General features: G+C 48.3%; 21 protein-coding genes. 9 read left to right on the top strand and 12 right to left on the bottom strand.

Annotated features, from left to right (window positions below; genetic code table 11):
- Positions 1-24: 24 nt before the first annotated feature.
- Positions 25-900, bottom strand: a complete 876-nt coding sequence (locus QXU03_01015; protein MEM2170332.1) for a hypothetical protein — start codon at positions 898-900, stop codon at positions 25-27.
- 90 nt (positions 901-990) lie between these two features.
- On the opposite strand from QXU03_01015, the gene QXU03_01010 reads away from it, so the two are divergent.
- From QXU03_01010 to QXU03_00995, 4 genes are read left to right on the top strand one after another with little or no spacing between them, the layout of a single operon-like run.
- Complete coding sequence (locus QXU03_01010) at positions 991-1,338, top strand: helix-turn-helix domain-containing protein (GenBank protein ID MEM2170331.1); 348 nt, start codon at positions 991-993, stop codon at positions 1,336-1,338.
- A gap of 2 nt (positions 1,339-1,340) precedes the next feature.
- A complete protein-coding gene (locus QXU03_01005; GenBank protein ID MEM2170330.1) occupies positions 1,341-1,730 on the top strand; it encodes a hypothetical protein in 390 nt (129 codons plus the stop codon).
- Positions 1,718-2,071: a hypothetical protein gene (locus QXU03_01000; protein ID MEM2170329.1), complete on the top strand. Its 354-nt coding sequence runs from the start codon at positions 1,718-1,720 to the stop codon at positions 2,069-2,071. The genes QXU03_01005 and QXU03_01000 overlap by 13 nt, the downstream gene beginning before the upstream one ends.
- Entirely contained in the window at positions 1,998-2,765 is a 768-nt protein-coding gene (locus tag QXU03_00995) for a DUF2192 domain-containing protein (GenBank protein MEM2170328.1), read from the top strand. Before QXU03_01000 ends, QXU03_00995 begins: the two co-directional genes overlap by 74 nt.
- A gap of 14 nt (positions 2,766-2,779) precedes the next feature.
- Here the strand turns inward: QXU03_00995 and QXU03_00990 are convergent, their stop codons facing one another.
- Together QXU03_00990 and QXU03_00985 are read right to left on the bottom strand one after the other, a co-directional pair.
- Complete coding sequence (locus QXU03_00990; GenBank protein MEM2170327.1) at positions 2,780-5,440, bottom strand: ATP-dependent helicase; 2,661 nt, start codon at positions 5,438-5,440, stop codon at positions 2,780-2,782.
- A gap of 80 nt (positions 5,441-5,520) precedes the next feature.
- Positions 5,521-6,927 carry a glycosyltransferase family 2 protein gene (locus tag QXU03_00985; protein ID MEM2170326.1) on the bottom strand — a complete coding sequence of 469 codons (1,407 nt, stop codon included), beginning with the start codon at positions 6,925-6,927 and terminating at the stop codon, positions 5,521-5,523.
- Between the two features lie 74 nt (positions 6,928-7,001).
- Here QXU03_00985 and QXU03_00980 point away from each other — a divergent pair, with 74 nt between their 5' ends.
- The 3 genes from QXU03_00980 (at position 7,002) to QXU03_00970 (ending at position 9,125) form a co-directional block, all read left to right on the top strand.
- On the top strand, positions 7,002-7,640 hold the full coding sequence (locus QXU03_00980) for an MBL fold metallo-hydrolase (GenBank protein MEM2170325.1): 639 nt from the start codon (positions 7,002-7,004) through the stop codon (positions 7,638-7,640).
- Between the two features lie 340 nt (positions 7,641-7,980).
- A complete protein-coding gene (locus tag QXU03_00975) occupies positions 7,981-8,265 on the top strand; it encodes a hypothetical protein (protein MEM2170324.1) in 285 nt (94 codons plus the stop codon).
- Entirely contained in the window at positions 8,262-9,125 is an 864-nt protein-coding gene (locus QXU03_00970) for a PfkB family carbohydrate kinase (GenBank protein MEM2170323.1), read from the top strand. The genes QXU03_00975 and QXU03_00970 overlap by 4 nt, the downstream gene beginning before the upstream one ends.
- A 137-nt stretch (positions 9,126-9,262) precedes the next feature.
- Here QXU03_00970 and QXU03_00965 read toward each other — a convergent pair whose 3' ends face one another.
- The 7 genes from QXU03_00965 to QXU03_00935 all read right to left on the bottom strand — a co-directional run bounded on the left by QXU03_00965 (position 9,263) and on the right by QXU03_00935 (position 16,245).
- The gene (locus tag QXU03_00965) at positions 9,263-9,667 is read right to left on the bottom strand and encodes a hypothetical protein (protein ID MEM2170322.1); all 405 of its coding nucleotides are present in this window, start codon (positions 9,665-9,667) and stop codon (positions 9,263-9,265) included.
- Positions 9,668-10,253: 586 nt separating this feature from the next.
- Positions 10,254-11,594, bottom strand: a complete 1,341-nt coding sequence (locus QXU03_00960; protein MEM2170321.1) for a NosD domain-containing protein — start codon at positions 11,592-11,594, stop codon at positions 10,254-10,256.
- Between the two features lie 545 nt (positions 11,595-12,139).
- Positions 12,140-13,525 carry a serine--tRNA ligase gene (gene serS, locus QXU03_00955; protein MEM2170320.1) on the bottom strand — a complete coding sequence of 462 codons (1,386 nt, stop codon included), beginning with the start codon at positions 13,523-13,525 and terminating at the stop codon, positions 12,140-12,142.
- Positions 13,526-13,594: 69 nt separating this feature from the next.
- Positions 13,595-13,960, bottom strand: coding sequence for a metal-sulfur cluster assembly factor (locus QXU03_00950; GenBank protein MEM2170319.1), 366 nt, complete (start codon positions 13,958-13,960; stop codon positions 13,595-13,597).
- A 56-nt stretch (positions 13,961-14,016) separates the two neighbouring features.
- A complete protein-coding gene (locus QXU03_00945; GenBank protein ID MEM2170318.1) occupies positions 14,017-14,277 on the bottom strand; it encodes a hypothetical protein in 261 nt (86 codons plus the stop codon).
- A gap of 48 nt (positions 14,278-14,325) precedes the next feature.
- Positions 14,326-15,312 (bottom strand): ribose 1,5-bisphosphate isomerase, encoded by a 987-nt coding sequence (locus tag QXU03_00940; GenBank protein ID MEM2170317.1) that lies wholly within the window; start codon positions 15,310-15,312, stop codon positions 14,326-14,328.
- A gap of 6 nt (positions 15,313-15,318) precedes the next feature.
- Complete coding sequence (locus tag QXU03_00935; protein ID MEM2170316.1) at positions 15,319-16,245, bottom strand: initiation factor 2B; 927 nt, start codon at positions 16,243-16,245, stop codon at positions 15,319-15,321.
- 86 nt (positions 16,246-16,331) lie between these two features.
- Here QXU03_00935 and QXU03_00930 point away from each other — a divergent pair, with 86 nt between their 5' ends.
- Positions 16,332-17,822: a hypothetical protein gene (locus QXU03_00930; GenBank protein ID MEM2170315.1), complete on the top strand. Its 1,491-nt coding sequence runs from the start codon at positions 16,332-16,334 to the stop codon at positions 17,820-17,822.
- Here QXU03_00930 and QXU03_00925 read toward each other — a convergent pair.
- Both QXU03_00925 and rpiA read right to left on the bottom strand, forming a co-directional pair.
- Entirely contained in the window at positions 17,812-18,249 is a 438-nt protein-coding gene (locus QXU03_00925; protein ID MEM2170314.1) for a metal-dependent hydrolase, read from the bottom strand. The two genes, QXU03_00930 and QXU03_00925, sit on opposite strands and share 11 nt — an antisense overlap.
- A gap of 58 nt (positions 18,250-18,307) precedes the next feature.
- Positions 18,308-19,039, bottom strand: coding sequence for a ribose 5-phosphate isomerase A (gene rpiA, locus QXU03_00920; GenBank protein ID MEM2170313.1), 732 nt, complete (start codon positions 19,037-19,039; stop codon positions 18,308-18,310).
- 118 nt (positions 19,040-19,157) lie between these two features.
- Here rpiA and QXU03_00915 point away from each other — a divergent pair, with 118 nt between their 5' ends.
- Positions 19,158-20,006: a M55 family metallopeptidase gene (locus tag QXU03_00915; protein ID MEM2170312.1), complete on the top strand. Its 849-nt coding sequence runs from the start codon at positions 19,158-19,160 to the stop codon at positions 20,004-20,006.
- Positions 20,007-20,023 lie beyond the last annotated feature (17 nt).

The following is a 20,023-nucleotide window of genomic DNA, read 5'->3' as shown; positions in this document are numbered from 1 at the left end:
CGACGCATTAAATACTCTTTTTGTTCAAGCTCCCAATGAAATAATGCTTCCTAGGCCCTTTGGTGGGAAAAGCCCGATCGAGTGCTCTAAGCCAGCTAGATTGTATATTTTAACCCCTCTACTTAGGTCCCCTACTATACTCTTTACTAGAGATGTGGGGACGTCGTTACTCTTATCGACTACTCTTACTTCTAAGCTAGAGATACCTTTTTTAACTGGTATCCAGGATGTAAATGAGAGCCTGGATATCACTAGTCTCCTGTAGTCAAGGTCCCTTGAAATCCTGTATTTAGATGCCGTATTCGTGCTCGTTAAGACAACGTCATTCCACTTACGGTTTAATTCACTAATGTGAGAAGCAACTGTAAATCCATAGCCAAGGGCGTTTCTTCTCGCATCTTCGCAGTAAAATACTGGTTCAATCTCTCTACGTCTAAGCGCCATGCCCACGGCCACGCCCACGAGCCCGCAACCTTCAACGAGTACGGGTTCCTCACAAGAGCGGGCTAGCTCTACTGAGTGCTTAATCAAGGGCCTTATAGCATCTAGCGGTGAAGGGTTTAATAGCGGCTCGTCGAGGTACGATGTGTGTAGTGATGTAAACGTGGCTAATAGACCATTTTCCTCGACTCCGAGTACGCCCCGTGCCCCGAACGGCGTCACGGTGTATATCTTCCCAGTGTACTCCGTAAAGGGTCCTGTAGCCTCTATTATTCTGACCACGCCTACGGCGCCTAGAGTAGTGGGCCTTGAAACCGGTATATGCCCACTAAGAACAGCCTTTTCAAAATCACCTACATATATGAATAAAGGCTTCACGAGGACTCCTTCATGTACGACCACACCCGGGTACTCGATGACTTCTAGTTGACCGCTGTATACCAACAATTGCTGTTTCAAATAAAACACCCCTACTATTAGGAGGTATTACGCTACTCTTTATTAACCTCAAGAATTATATGTAGTGAGAAGCAACCCGGTGCGCTTCGTATGAGTGAACAGCCCAGACATGGGACAGACTTTCCCGTACACTGGGTCAGTAAAGACGCGAGGTACAAGATAGTAGAGTTCATGTTGTCGACTAGGAGCATAACGGAGCTCGCGAGAATACTTGGAATATCCCCTACAGCCGTTAGAAAGTACGTTAAGAGACTCTCACATCCGAGTGACGAGATCTTAACGAGGGCGATCGAGCAGGCGGCACCTTACGAGAAGGACACCGTGATAGCGATCATCATAGACGACCTTGTAGAGGCGCTGAAAAAGCTTTATAACTCGGTTGATGAGCGACATAGGCGGGAATTAAAAGAAAAGCTCTCATCCCTTACAGGGTTTTAAGCTTGTTTACCGGCATGTTCAATGAAACGCCTTTTTTATCAACTAGAAGCCTTATCGAAAACTATGACCTTCTATTAGCCTACATGAAGAAATGCAGAGAGAGGGCACTAAACTGTGCACAGCTAATACCCTCTTCACAACTACTAAGTGAACTAGAGAAAAGGGTGGAGCTAGAACCCCTATCCTTTGAGGCGATCATCAGCATCGTCGAGGAGAGGGTGGGGCGCCTAGTGCACTGCGAGCTCTGCAGGGAAGCCTTCAAAGAGGTCTATGGAGTTGTAGCGACATGCGAAGACGCCAAGAAAATATTAATAAGGCAGCTGGCTGGGTGGTATATCGAAATACTCGAAGCGCTTGGTCACGTAAAGGTGAAATATGCTTGGAGACCCTGAAACCGCAGGATGTAATATTGCTAGTTGAAAAAGTAGTGCAGCTTCTGAAGCAAGAGGGCATGTATGTGTCTTCATGTGAAATCCGTGAAAAGGCCTTAAAATATGAAGTTTACTTAAAAATAGAGAAAAACATGATAGATGTCTCGGCCATAAAGCTTATTTTTAACAAAAATAAGTTTCAGTACAGGGTGTTTACGGGTAGAACAAGCCTAGATCTGAGGCTTAAGCGGCTTATCAGGCTGGAACTGTCGAAAATGGCTGGTAGACATGAAGTCGCCTCACAAAAAACGAGTGCAGGTGGCAGTAGCTCTACTAAGCGAGCTGGTAAAGTCGTTCGATAACGTGGATAGGTCTATTGCGGTGGAGATGCTGAAAAAAGCCTACCAAGCACATAAACTCCAGCCAATACGTGGCAAAGCCCAGCCACCGGACATATACGACAAGGAGATGGCGACGCTGTACATAATAGGCAAATACGGCCTTAAACTGGATCAGGAGTACCCTGAACTCTTCGAGAAAGTGTTCTACGTCGAGGAGGCACTGGAATGTACCTTAAACAGCGTCCTCGAAGGTAAGCTCAAGGAAGCACGTGAAAAGCTGAAAGAACTCTCGCCCTCGGGAACCATAGACAGTAATATCATAGCGAGGTTGCTCAGAATGCCGTTAACGAAGCTTACACTGGGTTTCCTAAGCGAAGAAGAATTCAAGAACGTATTGTACAAGGTCTTAGAGGCCTTTCCAGAAGAGGAGAGAACGGTCATGAACTATGCAAAGTTTTTTGTTGGGCTGAAACTCGCAGAGCTAATATTTAAAGGTGAAGTTAGAAGCAGAGAGGAGAAGGAAGCGCTTAAAAAAGCACTAGCGATCAGGATTGGTTTTTCAAAGTCTGTGCCGAGCGACGAGTACGTAAAAGCTATCGCGAAATCCGTTTTTAGCGTAAGCGATAAGGTTCTTGAAAAACTCCTATACAGCCGTACCGGTGATAAAACGGATGAAAAGGTTAAGCAAGAAAGGGAGGGGGTGTCGGGTTCCTAGAACGGTGCATTATTTCACACTTTCCATGGAGCGCCTGGCGCTTCCACGGCGTTCATCTGCTTTAGCCTTTGAATAACGAGTTCGTGCAATCTCGCAAGAAGCCTTCTCATATCTTCCATTAATACGATATCGGTATATCCGTGTACTATGATGTTGTGAGCAAAGGGTGTCGGCACCTCCAGCGGCCCAATGCCCTTAACCTCTATTTCACCTCTGCGCACGGCCTCGAGGACGGTTATTGCCTCGTCTACGTGCATGTAATCCATTAAGATCTCCCTGTAAGCCTCCTTCAGCACGGGGAAATCCCTTATCTCTTCCACGGCTCTTAACAACTCCTCTGCGTTAAGTTGTAGCTTGTGCATTGGTTTTTCGGCGTCCTTATAGCGTCTTAGTAACATGAAGCTTCTGAGAGCTACATGTCTGAACCTACGCTTTAAGAGGTCTGTTCGCCTAATAACCTTTACGAGCACGTCCCACGCACGCTCTACAGGGATGTTTTTGAATAATTCAACGTAGTCTAAGTCAGGGTGACCGCGCATTGTTATCATAAAGCCGTTATCTGTAACGGTGATTCTTACGTTAACGCCTAACTTTGACCCAACTACATAGGCGTAAAGCCTTGCCAGCGCATCGTTAGCTCTCCTACCGAAAAGCGAGTGCACGATCACGTTCCTCCTGTCCGGCTCGTCAAATACTTCAACTAGAATTAACCTATCCGAGGGGACGATGTTACCGGTATACAGTTTCTGTTCGAGCATGTACTCGCAAATGGCCTTTGCAGCGTGTTTCTGTAGCTTGTACTTCTTAACGAGGTACTTCACTACATTATCGACGCCGACTTCGTCGAGCATTTTTGATACCATTCTTCTGAACTTGCCGACTTCTACGGCGGAGTCGAAAGATAAAGGTAGCATTTCACTGAACCAGGTAGGTACGGTAGGCCGCTGGCCATCCGCCCTCCTAACCACGGCAGTAAACCCTCTGCTCTGTACGAATTCATAAACCCTCCCACCCAGGATGAACAGGTCCCCCGGTGCCAAGTACTCCACAAAGCCCTCTTCAAGGTCACCAACGTATCTACCATCCGTTGTAAAGACCCTAACCTTGCTCTCATCCGGTATTACCCCGAGGTTTAGGTAGTATATAGCCCTCGTCGTCTTCTTCCTCCCAAAAACGCCTTTCTCTTCGTCTAGCCATATTTTCGCGTAAACCCTCTGATACTCGTAGAAGTCTCCGAGCTTCCCTGCAAGGTAGCGAGCTACGCTTAGGAAATCGCTGTAATCTAGGTCGTGGAAAGTGTACGCCCTCTTAACGAGCCTGTACGCGTCTTCAAGTCTCCAATCCTTCTCGAGGGCTAAACCCACGATGTGTTGCGCAAGGACATCGAGGGGGTTTCTCGGTATCCTGATCCTGTCTATTTTCCTTTCGCAAGCGAGCCTCGCAAGGACGGCACACTCTACGAGGTCATCTCTGTCAACTACGATTACCCTACCTTTACTTACTCCCCAGACGTGGTGTCCCGATCTACCAACTCGTTGCAGAAGCCTGGTGGCACTCTTAGGGCTACTTAACAACACTACGAGGTCTATGTAGCCCACATCGATGCCCAGCTCCAGGGAAGTAGAGCTGACAACCACCCTCAGTTCGCCTTTCTTTAGCTTTTCTTCGACCTCTAACCGAGCACCCCTACTTAGACTACTGTGATGAGCCTCGATCTCGTCAACGTCGAGTATGCGCTCTTTTTCCATGAGCTTTCTTAACTTGAATACCACTCTTTCAGTTGCGCTTCTGGTATTTGTAAATATTAATGTAGTTCTGTACTTGTGCACGAGTTCTACTATCTTGCGGTATATTGCATCGTTAACTACGTCGGCTGGGGTGCGTATTAAGTCCTCTACGGGGGCTATTACGCGTATATCTACTTTCTTATCAAAGCGCGCGTCCACGATATAGCAATTCCTATGAGTGCTGCCATCCTCGTAGCCTACGAGGAAAAGTGCAACTTCTTCTAAGGGCGCTATGGTGGCGCTGAGCCCTATTCTCTGTAACGGCTTGCCAACAAGGTTTTCTAATCTTTCAATGCTTAGTGCTAGGTGGCTACCACGCTTGCTGGAAGCGAGGTCGTGTATCTCGTCTACGACGACTACGCGTACGTTTTTTAAAAGCTCTCTAAACTTAGGGGCGTTGAGTGCTAGTGCTAGGCTCTCGGGTGTGGTGATCAGAATATGAGGCGGGTTCTTCAGCATTTTCTGCTTCTCATAAGAACTGGTATCGCTAGTTCTGACAGCTACCCTAATCTCCGGCACGTCAACGCCCATTTCACGGGCCGCTTTAACAATGCCCTTAACAGGCTCGTACAGGTTTTTCCGCATATCGTTGTTAAGTGCTCTTAGCGGGCTAACGTATACTACGTGAACAGCGTCGGGTAGGTTACCATTTCTTTCGTAGTATTCGAGCATGTTATCAATGATCCCTAAGAACACGGCTAGTGTTTTACCCGTACCGGTGGGACTCGAAACCAGTACGTTTTTACCCTGCTTAACTAAGGGGAGAGTCCTTCGCTGAACTGGCGTCATTTCCGCATACTTCTCTTTAAACCACATACTAACATAGGGCCGAAGCAGCCCAAAGACGCTCTTCTCGTCAGGCTCGTTAACAGCGTAATGCAAGCTCATTGAATACACCTGGGTAAGCATGGTTGCCGATAGCATTCCTTAACAATAATGTCATTGCTAAATGGGTTTAAAGTGTAACGCTACTTGTAGAAGACATCTCGTGAAAACCTATAAACAACGTAGAGGTAACCTGCCGATGAAATTATCAACCAAGCGGCCGAGATAACAAGGCCTTCTATCAGCGCGTAAAGACCAATACCGCAATACAGTAATCCAAGCAGGAGTTCCCAGGGTATTCGTAGCGAAGTGAATGTTTTTTGATATACACCCTTAGGAGTTCTTTTATACACTTCTCGAACCCTAAACACGGCTTTGAGAGAGCTCACAGTCACGTAGGGTGATACGGCCGTTGATATTGCTGAGAGCCTACCCGAAAGAACGGCGAACTTCCAGAGGGACCGCTCCCAGAACCCCTCCTTGAACATGAAATAGATGTACACTGGTAGACTGGCGATCCACACAGCTAGTAGTGGTACTATCATGGCCATGTAGTCCCTTGGCGCTACAAGGAGGACTAGTGAGAGAATGAGCGTGCCTCCGAACACCAGAAACTGCGGAATGTACTGCAGCAAGTAGAGTAAGGCCTCTACCTTCACGTGCAGGGGGTACTTGGACTTGAAAATATACTTGAACCTTGCAATAGCTGCATCTAGCGCCCCATAAGCCCACCTCGACTGCTGTATTCTAAAACCCCGGTAGGTTCCAGGGTTCTCGACGCGGATCGCGCACTCATCTAAGTATTTTATTTTGAGCCCGCTGTACATGATCCTGGCCCCCAGCTCCATGTCATCTTGTATCCTGTTCTCATCCCAACCACCCAGTAGCTCCTTTAAGAGCCTAGCATTGTAAAGCGTCCCCGTCCCAAGCGGGTAGGGAAACAATCCCACACAGCTCCTCGCCCTATATAGTACCCTAGTGAGAAACCGTAAGCCGAGCGCGAGTGCCTCGCTAACCCTGGTATCGGCATTGAGCGGTTCCCAGCGCCCCGTAACAGCTACACAATCGGGGTTCGATTTCAGCACGCTGATCGCGTAGTCGAAGAAGCACCTCTCAGGTCTAGTGTCAACGTCGAGTACATAGACGTAGTCTCCTGTGGACAGGTACAACCCGTCGTTAAGGGCGCCTGTCCTAAATCCCCGGGGCACACTCCTCCACATGATCCACACGTTCAAGCCCTCTTCTCGAAGCCTCTTAACGAGCTCGAAGAGTTCATCTCTTACATCCACGTCGTCATCCGACACGATTACAACCTCGTAACCCGGTATTCCGAGCGAACCTACATATCGTACAGCGTTCTCAACGTATTCTAATGGTTCCTTACGGACAGGTACAATGAAAGAAACGTTCCTCGACTCACCAGCACGACCTATCGGCTCAACGTGCTTCTTCCGACACCCGGATAGGAGTAAGGAATGGGCTATGTATACCGCCAACTGAGATGACACTATAAGCATGGCCGCGAGTAAACCGACGCCTTCGAGGCTCAAGTAGACACCTTTCACCCTCACAAAACATATTTTACTCTTCAAGGAGGTATTTTACATGTAGAGGTGTAGCCTGCGTGATAATCTCTTGGCACGGGCATGCATGCGTATCTGTTCAGGTAAACGGGTACACAATAGTAATTGATCCTCATGATGGTTTGAGCATAGGTCTGAAAAAACCGGCCACCAGAGCGGACCTGGTGCTGGTAACTCATGATCACTTCGATCACAACGCTGTGAACGCTGTCTCCAAGGACAAAACACGTGTATTAAAGATGCATTATGGCGAAACATTCGTAGATAGCCTAAGAGTTGTAGGCCTGAGGTCTTACCACGACAAGTCCAAAGGCAGGAGACGAGGTGAAAACGCCGTTTATGTCATTGAAGTTAAGGGCGCCAGGTTAGCGCACCTGGGAGATATCGGGGACATACCGGAAGAGCTCGTTCTCGAGAAGCTTAAAGGGGTAGACTTACTGATGGTGCCGGTCGGTGGAACATTTACCATCGAGCCGGAGGAGGCGTGGAGCCTCGTCGAGAAAACTAAACCAGTTAATGTTATGCCGATACACTACTGGATTACGGGCCTTACGTTGCCGCTTAAACCCGTAGACGAGTTCTTAAAGCTGGTCAAAGGCTATAATGTAGTTAAACTAGACACTAATAGCTTCAACTTAGCAGAGTTCAGGAACAGCGTCATCGTGGTGAAACCTCCTTAGTTCTTTGCTACGGCAAGCAGTAGTGAATATTAAGCTCCGGTGCAGGGTCACAGTGGTTAATGCTACTGCTTGTTTTTCACCTTCCTGCATTCCACCTGGCTTCATAGACTCCTATACTGGGAACAGCCCGCATCACCTCGAAGACAGGTTAGTGCACACGGTGGTTTCTCATCTCCTGCGAGGTCGTAAGAGACTGGGTGCTTCAAGCGCCTTAGAATGCAGGCTGTGGTGAAGGCACGAGGTCCCGGTAGCTATATTAAGTGGCCTGGGTAGTATAGTATGCTGGTGCTGAGATTTTAGGCCTCTGAGCGGTGAAGAAGGATCAACCGGCTGAGGCGAGATGGCCTATACTTGGGAGCCCAAGTGGGAGCCGTTCGAAGTAAACCGCGAAGGAGTAAAGTTCAAAACGTGTAAAGATAGGATTACGGGGTTAATAGCATGCCCTATATGTGTACATGCTGCATCGAAGTGTCTCGGAGAACCGGTACCCCGTGACTACAAGTACGAAAACTCCTTCTTCTACTCGGTAGAGGACCTGATCATGCATTTGAAAAACTACCACTTAGGTGAGTTAAAGAAAAAACTAGAGAAACTAGTAGATCGTCTAAGCGAGGAGGAATCTTGAGGAATTTCTACATCTACGGAAATCCAACATTAGATTACATTGAAGAAGCCGATGGGACAGTATACGTGGCTTATGGAGGGGGCTCCTATTATTCAGCCTTACCGCTCTTGGAGAAAGGCCTGGACGTAGAAGTTTACGCGGTATACAGTCCAGGACTCTCAGCACACCCGGTATCGAAGTACGTAAATAAAATGCAGTACTCTACGAGAATGAACATCTTTAAACTAGAGTATACGGGAACCGGGAGGAGAATACGCGTACTCGATAAGGCACCTCCTATCTGTTCCTGGAACTCTCAAGGGAGCCTAGGCTACTCTATCGTAAACCCGGTACTGGGAGAGGTTGATGCGAGCCTGCTCAAAACTGTTAGGCAGAAGTCTCCACTACTAGCCGTGGATTTGCAGGGATTTTTAAGAAAGCTAGCAGGTGGTAGTGTTGTCTTAGAGTACACGGACAATGCCATGTTGGCGATCCAGCTCGCCGACATCGTGCACGCAGACCTCGAAGAGTTCACTGCGCTGGCAGGTGGCCTGAGTATTCCCGACGCCGTCCACAAGATTTCGAAAAAACTGCGCGGTGTACTATTAGTGACGATCAGGCCCAAGAAGGTCATGGTGGTCACAAAACACGGATCCAAAGTATATGAACTAGAGGATTACTACGCTGCCAGCGATAAGACTGGTGCAGGCGACTACTTCCTCTCCGTTTACACGTACACCTACGTCGAGAAGCACGATGAGGAAGGCTCTGTATTTAAAGCACACGAATATACAACAGCATGGCTTAAGACGAGACGTGCCTCATTGCACCACCACCGCTCAGCCTTCCACACCGCAATACCTTTCCACTCATCAGCTTAACTGTTTACTGGAATTCGTAAGCTCGCTCGTTTACTAGAGTCATCAAAAGTACGCCGGACCGCTACGTTATGTCAGATTAGCGAGCAGTGGGGGTGCTCGGCCAATTATTCTATGGCTAAGACCCTTATAACTATTAACTATTTAATACCTCCATCGTCGTTAACTAAGGCGACCTCGGGTAACCCGCCGTCGAAGTTTATCTTGGTGGGAATAGTGCTGTAGGTGCTCTCACCTGGTTTAGGCGGTAGCCCAGCATGCTCTAGTATCGCATCGATAAGCTCCCCTCTGCGAGGGGCCCTTCCTATAAATCTAAGCTTTCCGTTAATGAAGATCCTGGGGAGGTCTGATACCTCCGCTTCAAGGGGGTCCGTGAACCAAAGGTGTATAGGTATTATCTCAACCCACAAACCGTAGTTGTCCAGAAGCTCCTCGGCTATGCTGAAAAGCGCCCTAAGAGCTTTATCGCTTTCATCGCTGAAATCCAGCTGAACCTCCACGATTACCTTGGTGACGTTCAACGGAAATCCCGTTAGGAAATTCATGTAAAGATAGTTTAAAAGACACGGTCCTTACAATACCTCGAAGCACTGGATACTCATTTGTGGCCCTCCTAGCCACCGAAACGGACTTGTGTAAAGCAACCCGAATAAGGGATACCACCGAGTCACCGGCAAAGTGTACCCTACTTCGCCGGGTAGGAGAGTCGTCACCCCCTCCAATGCAGGGATGTTTTCGCAGAGACCATAGATGTAGTAATAAGAAGAACATGCAAAGATTAAAAGAAAACTCTAAGCTCAGTTAAACTCAGTACCTCCGAGAAAGCAGTTCGCAGGGCCCTGAGATGATCAAGCTGGTGGCGGTCCCGAGACTGTTTGTCCCTGGATATTCGTTTTCGTTCATTCTATGTCCAGGGACTTCTACCTCGTCCACGCAGATCTAGGTACCCGCGTGGATTCATAGTGGCTGTCGAGCCAAACGGCACATGGCCCCCATCAAGAAGAAAACAGCCCTCAAGGTGCTCGGACCCGCTCCAGGGTGGTTAGGGCTTGCCGGATAGTAGCTTAGCGCCTCCTCTTCGGTATCGACCCAAAGGCGTTAATAAAAATGTTTAAGCCGGCCGAGCCCTCTTCACTTCCTTCTCTTCACTATGTAAGCCGCCGCCGTCAATATGGCTACCGCCATGACCCCCAGAACTACCTCAAATACGGGTATAGAGGGCTTTTCAGCCGGGGCTAAGGTCGCGGTAGGTGCCGTTGGCGTGGGAGTAGGTGTGGGGGTAGGTGGGAGAGTGGATATGGTGATAGAGGTGGGAGTTTGCGGAGGAATAGATGTCGTTAGTGTGATGGTAGAAGTGGGTATAGATGTAGGCAGGGTAATAGGTGTAGGCGTTATCATGGTTACTGTAGGGGTTAATGTGGGTATGGGCGTGGCTGTTGATGTTACTGCAAGTGGTAAGTAGTCGACGTTGTTCTCCCCGATCATGTAGGGCTCATCGCATACTCCATAGGGTTCTGTTAAGTCTCTGCAGGTCTGAGAATACCCTTCTCCCTGCGGATTAAGCCATGCATTACCTCCGAGCCAGTTACCTCCCACGATATTTGTACCCCGCTTGAGGGTAGTGTTCCACGCGTTTGATGAGGCAGACACCATGGCGTTGATCAGGTTGTTGAAGAGGTTGTTGTATATATGATTACCCTCAGATGAGCCTATGTAGATTCCTATAGCAGCGTCTGAAACTACGTTGTTAGCTATTGTGTTGTTGTTGGATGACTCGATCCTCAGGCCGTGAATCCCGCCACCCGAGATCCTGTTTTCAGACAGAATATTGTTTACGGATTCGTACATGCTAATCCCGGCAGCTAAGGTCCTCGAGATCGTGTTACCGGTTACTACGACTCCACTTGACTTATCAATGAACACTCCTGCTCCGCCACCCGAGATCATGTTACCAGCTATGGTGATCCCGCTTGAGTATCCAACATTTATTTCCATTGCCGTGGTCTCTGCGCCTAGGAGCGTGTTGTCAACTACGCTTACGTTCGTCGATACGCTGATCAGGATCTCTGTGTTGCCGCCCGAAACGGTGTTGCTAGCTACGGTGATTTCGCTTGACTCCTCTACGCGAATTCCTAGAGCGTAACCGCTGATCAAACCGAAGTTCTTGACAACAACGTTACTACCGGTGACCATGATGCCGGTACCTGAGATATCATGGCCTGGACCTCCAGTTATTGAGAACTCACCTCCATCGAGTATCACATTATCCGCGGACACCTTTACGCAGAACCACTCATTCTCGGAAAGCCCTGAGAGATTTGCCACAAGCTTGTAGTAGCCGCTCTCAACTATCTCCATACATTTACTTACCGGTATCGCCTCATCTACAGCGTCTACTACCCCCACTAATGGGACGATGGCCAGAGCTAAGAGTGATAGTGTCAGGAGTGCTGTTAATGGTCTACTAGCCACATATGTCACCTTCGGATATCTATTCCAAGGAAACCCTAATAAATCCTCGAGATCAAGGTTTTGCTCATGTAAAACCGCTTGACATGGGCGGGAGAACAGGTAAAGCCGCCTGTGAACGAGACCTCAGTAGCCCCTACTCTGGAAGCCATCCCCGAGATCAGTATCCCGGAACAGTTGAGTCGGTAAAGCAAGCTTGAGGTTTCAGCTCTAATACACCTTCCTACCAACTGCGGCGCGAGAATTACCGGGTCTTAAACAACTTCTCGGGCCTTCTAGAGGCCCATAACGCTAAAACGCTAATAGGATCTTAATCTTTTTAAGCCCCAGCCGCGGAGCCGGCTCTAAGTCTTAGAAGTCAGGCTTTTCGAAGGCCTAAAGCTTTTATTTTCACGGGCTCATAGAGCAACGTTCAAGCCTAACGACTTGGGCCTCCACCTAGAAAAGTAATCTCCTAAGCATCCTCTCCAAAGTCGCAGCGAAAAGTGGCTCGTCGCTTAGAAACGCCGGGAAGGGCGGCTCTCGAGTAAGCTCGAATATTATGGGGATTATTTGTAAATTTTCTCCTTCTGAACAGGGTGTATGTAGTCTCTCGGTGCCTTGCTGAATACCTCGAGGTACTTCCTAAGGACTCGGGGTACGTTAATGGTGCCGTCCTCGTTCTGAAGGTTTTCAAGTAAAGCAGTTATTGTCCTGGTGCTTGCTATAGCCGTACTGTTAAGTGTGTGGACGTACTCCTTCACCATGCCCTTCCTCCTAATGAGCCTTATTCTTAGCCTGTAGCTCTGCCAGTCAGTAGTGTTACTGCAACTAACCATTTCCCTGTACAGACCTTGAGCTGGCATCCAGACTTCTAGGTCGTATTTCTTGGCAGCTGGAGCGCCGAGATCGCCACTCGCGATGTTCACAACTCTGTACGGTAGTTCAAGCCCCTTGAATAGCTCTTCCGCATTAGATATGAGCTCCTCCATCAGGTCCCAGCTTTCTTCGGGCTTAGCGTACACGTACTGCTCAACTTTATGGAATTGGTGAACTCTGAATATGCCCTTGAGGTCCCTAGAACCGGCACCCGCTTCTTTCCTGAAGCACGGTGAAATGCCTGCATACCTCAAGGGGAGTCTTTCTTCGGGAATGTCTTCGAATGCGTGTAGAGCGGCAAGGGAGTGCTCGGCGGTCGCTATTAGGTATAGGTCTTCGCCCTCGATCTTGTAGATGGCGTCTTCAAATGTCTTTAAGTCTATTACCCCCATCATTATTTTGTGCCGTAGCATGTATGGTGGCAGTATCAGCCTGTAACCTTTACTCGTCAAGAAGTCTATGGCATACATCAGCAAGGCCAGGTCCAAGAAGACCACGTCGTCGAAGAGGTAGTAGAAACGGCTACCGGAAACTTCGCCTGCTTTAAGGGTATCTCCTAGTCTAAGCACACTCTCCAACATATCGGCGTGACCAATAGGTCTCCACTCTATGATCTCGTAGTCTACCTTGAATCCGTACTTCTCGGTCTGCTGTTTAAAGTTTTCAACGTAGCCTATCCAAACCTTGGGCACGCCGTGAAATCTTATCGGCACGTTGTAGGAATCGTCGGGCCCTATGGGGACGCTTTCATGGACTATATTAGGCAGGCTTAATAGCGCCTCTTCCCTCTCGGCTTCTAGGTACTTAAGCCTTTCTTCGAGCTTTCCAAGCTCTTCGAGAAGCTTTTTGGCTTCTTCAACCCTCTTCTGCCTTTCCGGCTCCGGTAGCTTAGGGATTTCTCGACTAATAACGTTGTGCCTATGCCTAAGTTCTTGTACAACTGTTAAGAGACGGCGCCATTCAACGTCCAGCTTATAAGCCCTATCAACGATGTTTGGGTCCATGAAACGCTTCTTGACGTGTTCTTTGAGTAACTCGGGGTTTTCCCTAAGCAACGTCAATATGCTCCAGCTCACGTCGCACACCCTACCTAGAAACGGGACGGTGAATGGAGCAAATAAAACTTTATGTGTTCAGCCGCGTTGCTATTCTCTCTCCGTTTTAGTGGTGTGGGAATACATTTCCACGATGTCGTAGCCGAATCTCTCCTTGAACATTGCTCTACCCTTATCGGTCATGCGTAAAGGCGTCCAGGGGGGATCATATACGAGGTCTATGTCTGCGTCTATCCCGAGCCTCTCTTTGAGCTGATCAATTATCATTAAGGGAATTATTGGTGCTAGAGGGCAGAACATCGTGGTAAGGCCCATTGAGATCTTCACGTGCTTCTCGTCCACGACTTGGACATCATATATTAAGCCGAGGTTGTACACGTCTATCCCGATTTCCGGGTCTATGACTGTTTCAAGGACCTCTAAAACCTTTCTCTTCACGTCCTCGTGAGACGTCATGTATACACCACTCCTCACAGGTAGTATACACTGCCGCGAAGTTATATATATAGAGTTCACGCGGTTGGTAGGTATTCACGCCCGTATATGCTCCATAGCTCTTCTGGGCTATAGCTAACTATTCTCCGCGCTATCTTGTACAGCATTTCCAACTCCTCCACGTTGGCGTAATCTATGGGTCTACCTTGGTAACCGGACTCTTCCCAGCGCCTTGATACCCGTTCAAGGACCTCTTGGACTTCTGGTTGAGAGTAAAACGCAATTTTGTAAATAACCTCCCTGCTTTCATCTATTAGCCTAATAATTTCGCTTCTCATCTCCTCCGGGCTGATTTTCCGCCTCCTAAAAATAGATGTCATAGTACCCTACTCAACAAGCTTTTCTACATTTTCAAGAATGTCTTCAGAGTATCTTATACTATCAAGTTTCCAGCCGAGCTTATCAGTTAATATTAGTACAGCTACTGGTGGCGGTATGACTCCGTACTCCGTTACGATAACATCAACGTACTCTGGTGGCGTGACGTCAAATACGGGATTCAATACCTTGATCCGAGGGTGCTTTTCAAGCCACTCTTTAGGAACTATTTCCTCGGGGCTTCTGAATTCTATTTTAACGGGTTCACCTACAAGCGTCATGGGTGAAAACTTATAAGACTCCGCCGTAACGTAAACTCTGACCCTCGCCTCCTTAGCTGCGAGTGCTACCTGGCTAGTGCCGATCTTGTTCACCACCGCTCCGTTGCTCGTAATGGTGTCGGCCCCCACGATGACGTAATCCACTTCGTGCATAACGTACCTTACGGCGCTATCCGGTATTTGGACTATCGGAACCCCGTACTTGAGCAGGTGTAAAGCCGTTATTCTACCCTGCATAAAAGGCCTCGTTTCAGTACTGTAAACTCTAAGAACCCTACCTTCCCTATAGGCACCAGCTATGACCTCCACAGCGGCTGTGCTGTGGCAGTGCGTCAGTATGATCGAGCCCTCTTTAATTCTTCTAGCACCCATTTCACTAATTCTTGCAATGGCCTCTAGGGAGTTCTTTATGAACTCATCAGCGGCCAGCACTACGGAGTCCCTTGCCTCAGAAAAGCCTCCAGCACCGCGTAGCGCTTTAAGAACGTACGTTAAGGCATTAGGTAAGCTTACAGCAGAGGGTCTCGTGGATAACAGTATCTTCGCGACGTTTATCATGTACTTCTTAAACTCATCTAGGCGTTGAACGCCGCTATACTCCATGGCGGCTATCTTAACGGCCTCGGCAGCGGCCCTGGCGATCTTACCGGCACCGCGTATTTTCATCGTCTTAATATCGTCTGCTATTTGTAGAGTTCTCAAAGGAATTCCCAATTCCAATCACCTCGAGCACGATCCGCCTTTAAGTCTTACGAGTACATCATTTAACGAAGCAACGGTAGGCGGGTAGGTGCCATATAGAGTTCTTAAAAGCATTGGAATAGCCTGAGGGGCCACGAGACCGTACTCCGTTGCCACGGCATCCACGTACTCGGCTGGAGTTACATCGTAGAGGGGTACCCTGGCTGTAAAGCCTCGAGGAAGCTCGCGATCCTTCTCGATATCGGTGATGAGCTCTATCCCACCTTCAGGGATCTTGAGTAGTTCGCCGTGAATGGTCTCGTAGCTAAATTTCATAGTAGGTGCTACTACGAAAACGCGTTTCCGCGCCTCCTTGGCCACTAGGGCTACCAGGCTTGTTCCAACTTTAGATACTACAGCTCCATTAGCGGAAATAGCCTCCGCGCCCACGAACACTTTATCTATGTCTTTTACGAAGAACCTTACAGCGGAATCCACCATTAAATAAACATTGAAACCTAGGCTTTCAGCGTACTCTGCTATTAAGACGCCTTCGTTCCCGGGCCTCGACTCCGAGACGTATACTGCTATGTCCTTGTTCTGGTCACGTAGCACCTTGAGGAGCCTCCTAACGGCTAGACTATTGCTGTTTGTGAATATCCTATCGCCGCTCTCAACTCTACGTGATGCGACTTCAGCGGACTTCCATAGTGCGGCATCGTAATTAGACCTCACTTTACCTATGTACTCGGCCAACCCGTCCACGCCGTTCTCGAGAAAATACGTTGATATCTCTCTGAGTGCATTAATCGTGGCCATGGAGGCAGGCCGTTCAGCCAGCACTTTTTCAAGTATTTCGAGAAGATCGCCGGTAAAAGCATCCCTACTATGTGTGAGAGCGGCTTTGGCCAATCTATCGAGAACACTAAAGAAAAGCTCTGAACCCGTGAGCCGCGTAAATGCCATTTTCAAGTGGCACCCATATTTTAGAGCATATTATTTAAACACGCCTTATTAATATACATAGGCTTATACTCCAAGTTGAAGGTGGCGTGGTGAAGAAGTTGCTGGAAAAAACGATAGCTGTATTGTGGGTCACACTATTGGTGGCCTCGATCTTACACGCTAACCCGGCTCTCGGGGCACATGAAAGCAGCTACAGTTACTTATTCGTGTTCTACGTGCCGTACGCCGACCCCGAGAAAATAGCCAACATTACCAGCAGGTATGAATTGAACTCTACCACTGTGAAGCTCCACCTAGACATAGATGCGAGTCCCGACTACTACTTCTACTGGGTTTTGACCGGGAAGAGACCCGAGGAAAAGAATATCCTGCTGTATACCAGTGAAGCCGATCAGGAGAGAATACGCGCCTTATGGAGTAATGCGACATTAGTGGACATACCCCTGGTCGACCCACACAACCACGCATCGGCGATAAACCCGGTTTTTAGCATTCAGCAGTCACACTTAGCTCCAGCCATAATAGAAGTACCAATTAACGGTACCAGCTACTGGGAGGAGCTGGGCACGACTATCAAGACAAGCCTCACAGATGTGCGATTAGAAGTCACACTGGAAGACTTCAATATATCGTTAACCTCGTTCAACGTAACTACAAGTAAGTACTTGGGTCCGCGTGCAGTCAACGTTACAAAGCCCGAGAGTAGGGCAGGGGAGTACTATATTTCTTTTTACTTGGTGAACATTAGCGAGAACACTATTAAGCTGTTCTTCCCGGGAGCGCTTAAGACCGCGAACTACACCTCGCCTGGAATAAGTAAAATTGAAGGCGTGACCTCGCATTGGTACCTCATAGCCAGGTACAAGGACGTAGCTAAAGATGTAACAGGCGAAGCACTTGAATGGTGGCTTAACATCACGGCAACAACCTCGCAAATGTACTTAGCAAGGGCTATAATGGATACTGGGAGCACCACGTATATGCTCTATGTACCCCACATCGCGATTGCGAGGGAGTTACTTAATAAGGAGTCTCTCGTAGGCTATGAAACCCATGTATACGACCTCATGGTCTCGATGCTCACGGCCATGGCGGATCCTAGAAAACCAAATTACCTTGCAGTATTCTTAGCCGTAAATGAGGAAGAAGCGAATGTCGTCTTCGCAAGCAAGAAGGCCATTAGCGTAGAACTTCCAGGCGTAGACTTAACGATGTCGCAGTTCGTTGGAATACTGCTTTCATACAGCAACGCACTACCACTAAGGCACGATGAAATGCTTCAACTAAGTATACAGGTAAGTGATTTAAAGAACCAAGTGGCATCTCTAAATAGTACGATCAGCGAGCTCAACACCACTCTAACCGATACTCAAAACAAGCTAGCAACTTGCGAAGGGGATAGGGAAGTTCTCCAGGTGAAGTTACTCGAAGTAGAGGCACTACATAAGAATGCAGAAAACCTCATGAACACCGCACAGCTGTACTTAGCCAGCGGGCTAGTATCAGTAATAGCGATCTCGGCGTTACTGGGATTCTTAGCATTTAGAGCTTCAGCGAAGAAAAGAGCTAGCCGGTAACGAGGGTCTTGATGCTATAGATGATCACGATTAAGGACGCCCCAGACAATAGCGCGTTGCAGAGCAAGCCATCGCTTTTACAGATTTTTAAAGCGACCCTCTTGTTTACCAACGGGTAAAACGGGTGAACTCCTTTAACGGTAATCATGTCTAAAAGTATGTGACTAAGCCACCCGGACGTGAATGATAATATTAGGTGGTATGCGTTGACACCTAGCCACATAAAGGAGTAGTAGATTGATACCGCTACCAGTGTCGGCACGAAGAGATTGTGCAGGAGCTTGCGATGCATATACTTCAAGTCTACGTCTGGTACTATGGACGAGAGCATAGCTATGAGGGTATAAAAAGCAAATAGGTCTGCCTCCCAGAGCCCGCTTACAGATACCAGTGCCGTGGCGAAGAGCACATGCGTTACCCGTCTCACGGCATAGGCCCTCGGACCTATAATACCTAAATAACCTAATAATAGGTAGTGACTGCACTTAAGCGCTTTTAACATCACCAGCGTCCTTTCTAAGGATGCACGCTCTATCTGCATAACCAACTACGACCACATCTACTAATTCTTCCGATGGGAAAATTCCTGATTCCACTACGCCATGAACTCTCTTAAGTTCGTAGTGCACTCTGCTAGGGTCTACTATAGGCTGTAATGGCTTTAAGTCGACTAAGTAGTTGTTATTGTCAGTAATAACGGGCCCTTCCTTGCCAGCGCATTTCCTAACTAAGGGCTCGAAGAGCCCCATCCTGCTCACGGTCTTTAATACGTAGTTGAGCGCGGCAGGAACGACTTCTATGGGTATGGGCTTTACGTAGAGGTAATCTAGCCCCGTGTATTTGGTGTAGTCGACAACGTATATCCTTGTTTGGGAAAGATACGCTATCGTCTTCTCCCTGAACAAGGCAGCCCCTCTACCTTTAACTAGATCGAGCTTACCGCTCACTTCATCAGCTCCATCTATGTACACGTCAACACTATTCACTGATAAGAGGTCTAGCACGTTCAAGCCGAGCGATTTCGCGTAAAGCACTGTATCGGAGGAGGACGCAACTAGCTTCGTGTTCCTTAACAGGTGTAAACACGTATCTATGAATTTTCTAACGGTAGAGCCCGTCCCCAGCCCTAACACCTTAACCACTCCAAGTCCTTCCACAAGCTTACACGCCTCGCGCGCGGCGAGAATCTTACCGTGCTCTATTTCAAGCTCACTCATACGTATTACCCTGGTAAGATATGAAAAGCGTGGGTAATAGTAATTAGCAGTAGCTTTTAGCTTTAGTCACTCGCTTGCTTATTTTACCGTGACACAGTATATCTTAGTGGTGATTTGCATGAGAGCATATGTTTCGGTGGACCTGGAAGGTCTGCCCGGAGTGGTCTCCGGAACTATGCTGAGCCCTTGGAGTAGCCAGTTTTCGAGGGCATCGAAGATCGCAACGAAGTTAACGAACATCGTAGTGGATGAGCTTTACAAGCAGGGGTTTGAAGAAATACACGTTGCAGATAGCCATGGCCTGATGACAAACATAGACTACCTCGAACTAGATGGTAGAGCCCAGATCGTGCAGGGGTATCCAAGACCATTCAGCATGATCTCTGGGCTCTCAAAGGACTTTACAGCAGTGTTCTTTATCGGCTATCACGCAGCGGCCGGAACACCGCGCGGAGTGCTAGAACATACATTTAGTGGCAAGGCGTTTTCCGAGGTAAGGGTGAACGGTGTTAAGGTCAGCGAGTTTCTCGTAAATTCCCTTTACGCCGGTGAAGTGGGGGTCCCTGTGGCCCTGCTGGCAGGTGATGAGCACTTAAATAGGGACGTAGAAGCCTATACCCCCTGGGTTGTTTTCGTACCGTTAAAGAGGGGCATTTCGAGATACGCAGCGGTATACCCCAGCCTCGAGAAAATAGAACAGCTACTACGAGGCGGCATTAAAGAAGCCTGTGAAAGAATTAAAAGCGGAAGGGTCCAGACCTTCACGCTGAATAAGCCGTATAGGGTAGAACTAGTGCTGAGGGACTCTCTCGTAGCCGACCTCCTCGAGGACTGTGACATAGCTGAACGGCTAGACGCGTATACTGTGAAGTTTGTAGTAGACTCTGCAAGAAGGCTATTCGATGTTATAGAGATCTCGGCACTAGTGGCCTACGCGGTGGACTGTTTGAAGTCGGGACTTAGGTAGGGTAAGGTGCGAATTCA

The organism is Desulfurococcaceae archaeon (assembly GCA_038845865.1).
GTDB lineage: Archaea > Thermoproteota > Thermoprotei_A > Sulfolobales > Desulfurococcaceae > UBA285.
The sequence above is the reverse complement of the archived record's forward strand: the minus strand, read 5'-3'. Positions and strand labels throughout refer to the sequence as shown.

Excerpts from the sequence above, each read along its gene's own strand:
- QXU03_00995 (MEM2170328.1), top strand. The coding sequence starts at position 1,998 with ATGAAGTCGCCTCACAAAAAACGAGTGCAGGTGGCAGTAGCTCTACTA.
- QXU03_01010 (MEM2170331.1), top strand. The coding sequence starts at position 991 with ATGAGTGAACAGCCCAGACATGGGACAGACTTTCCCGTACACTGGGTC.
- QXU03_00990 (MEM2170327.1), bottom strand. The coding sequence starts at position 5,440 with ATGAGCTTGCATTACGCTGTTAACGAGCCTGACGAGAAGAGCGTCTTT.
- QXU03_00975 (MEM2170324.1), top strand. The coding sequence starts at position 7,981 with ATGGCCTATACTTGGGAGCCCAAGTGGGAGCCGTTCGAAGTAAACCGC.
- rpiA (MEM2170313.1), bottom strand. The coding sequence starts at position 19,039 with ATGAGTGAGCTTGAAATAGAGCACGGTAAGATTCTCGCCGCGCGCGAG.
- QXU03_00965 (MEM2170322.1), bottom strand. The coding sequence starts at position 9,667 with ATGAATTTCCTAACGGGATTTCCGTTGAACGTCACCAAGGTAATCGTG.
- QXU03_00935 (MEM2170316.1), bottom strand. The coding sequence starts at position 16,245 with ATGGCATTTACGCGGCTCACGGGTTCAGAGCTTTTCTTTAGTGTTCTC.
- QXU03_00950 (MEM2170319.1), bottom strand. The coding sequence starts at position 13,960 with ATGACGTCTCACGAGGACGTGAAGAGAAAGGTTTTAGAGGTCCTTGAA.
- QXU03_00915 (MEM2170312.1), top strand. The coding sequence starts at position 19,158 with ATGAGAGCATATGTTTCGGTGGACCTGGAAGGTCTGCCCGGAGTGGTC.
- QXU03_00945 (MEM2170318.1), bottom strand. The coding sequence starts at position 14,277 with ATGAGAAGCGAAATTATTAGGCTAATAGATGAAAGCAGGGAGGTTATT.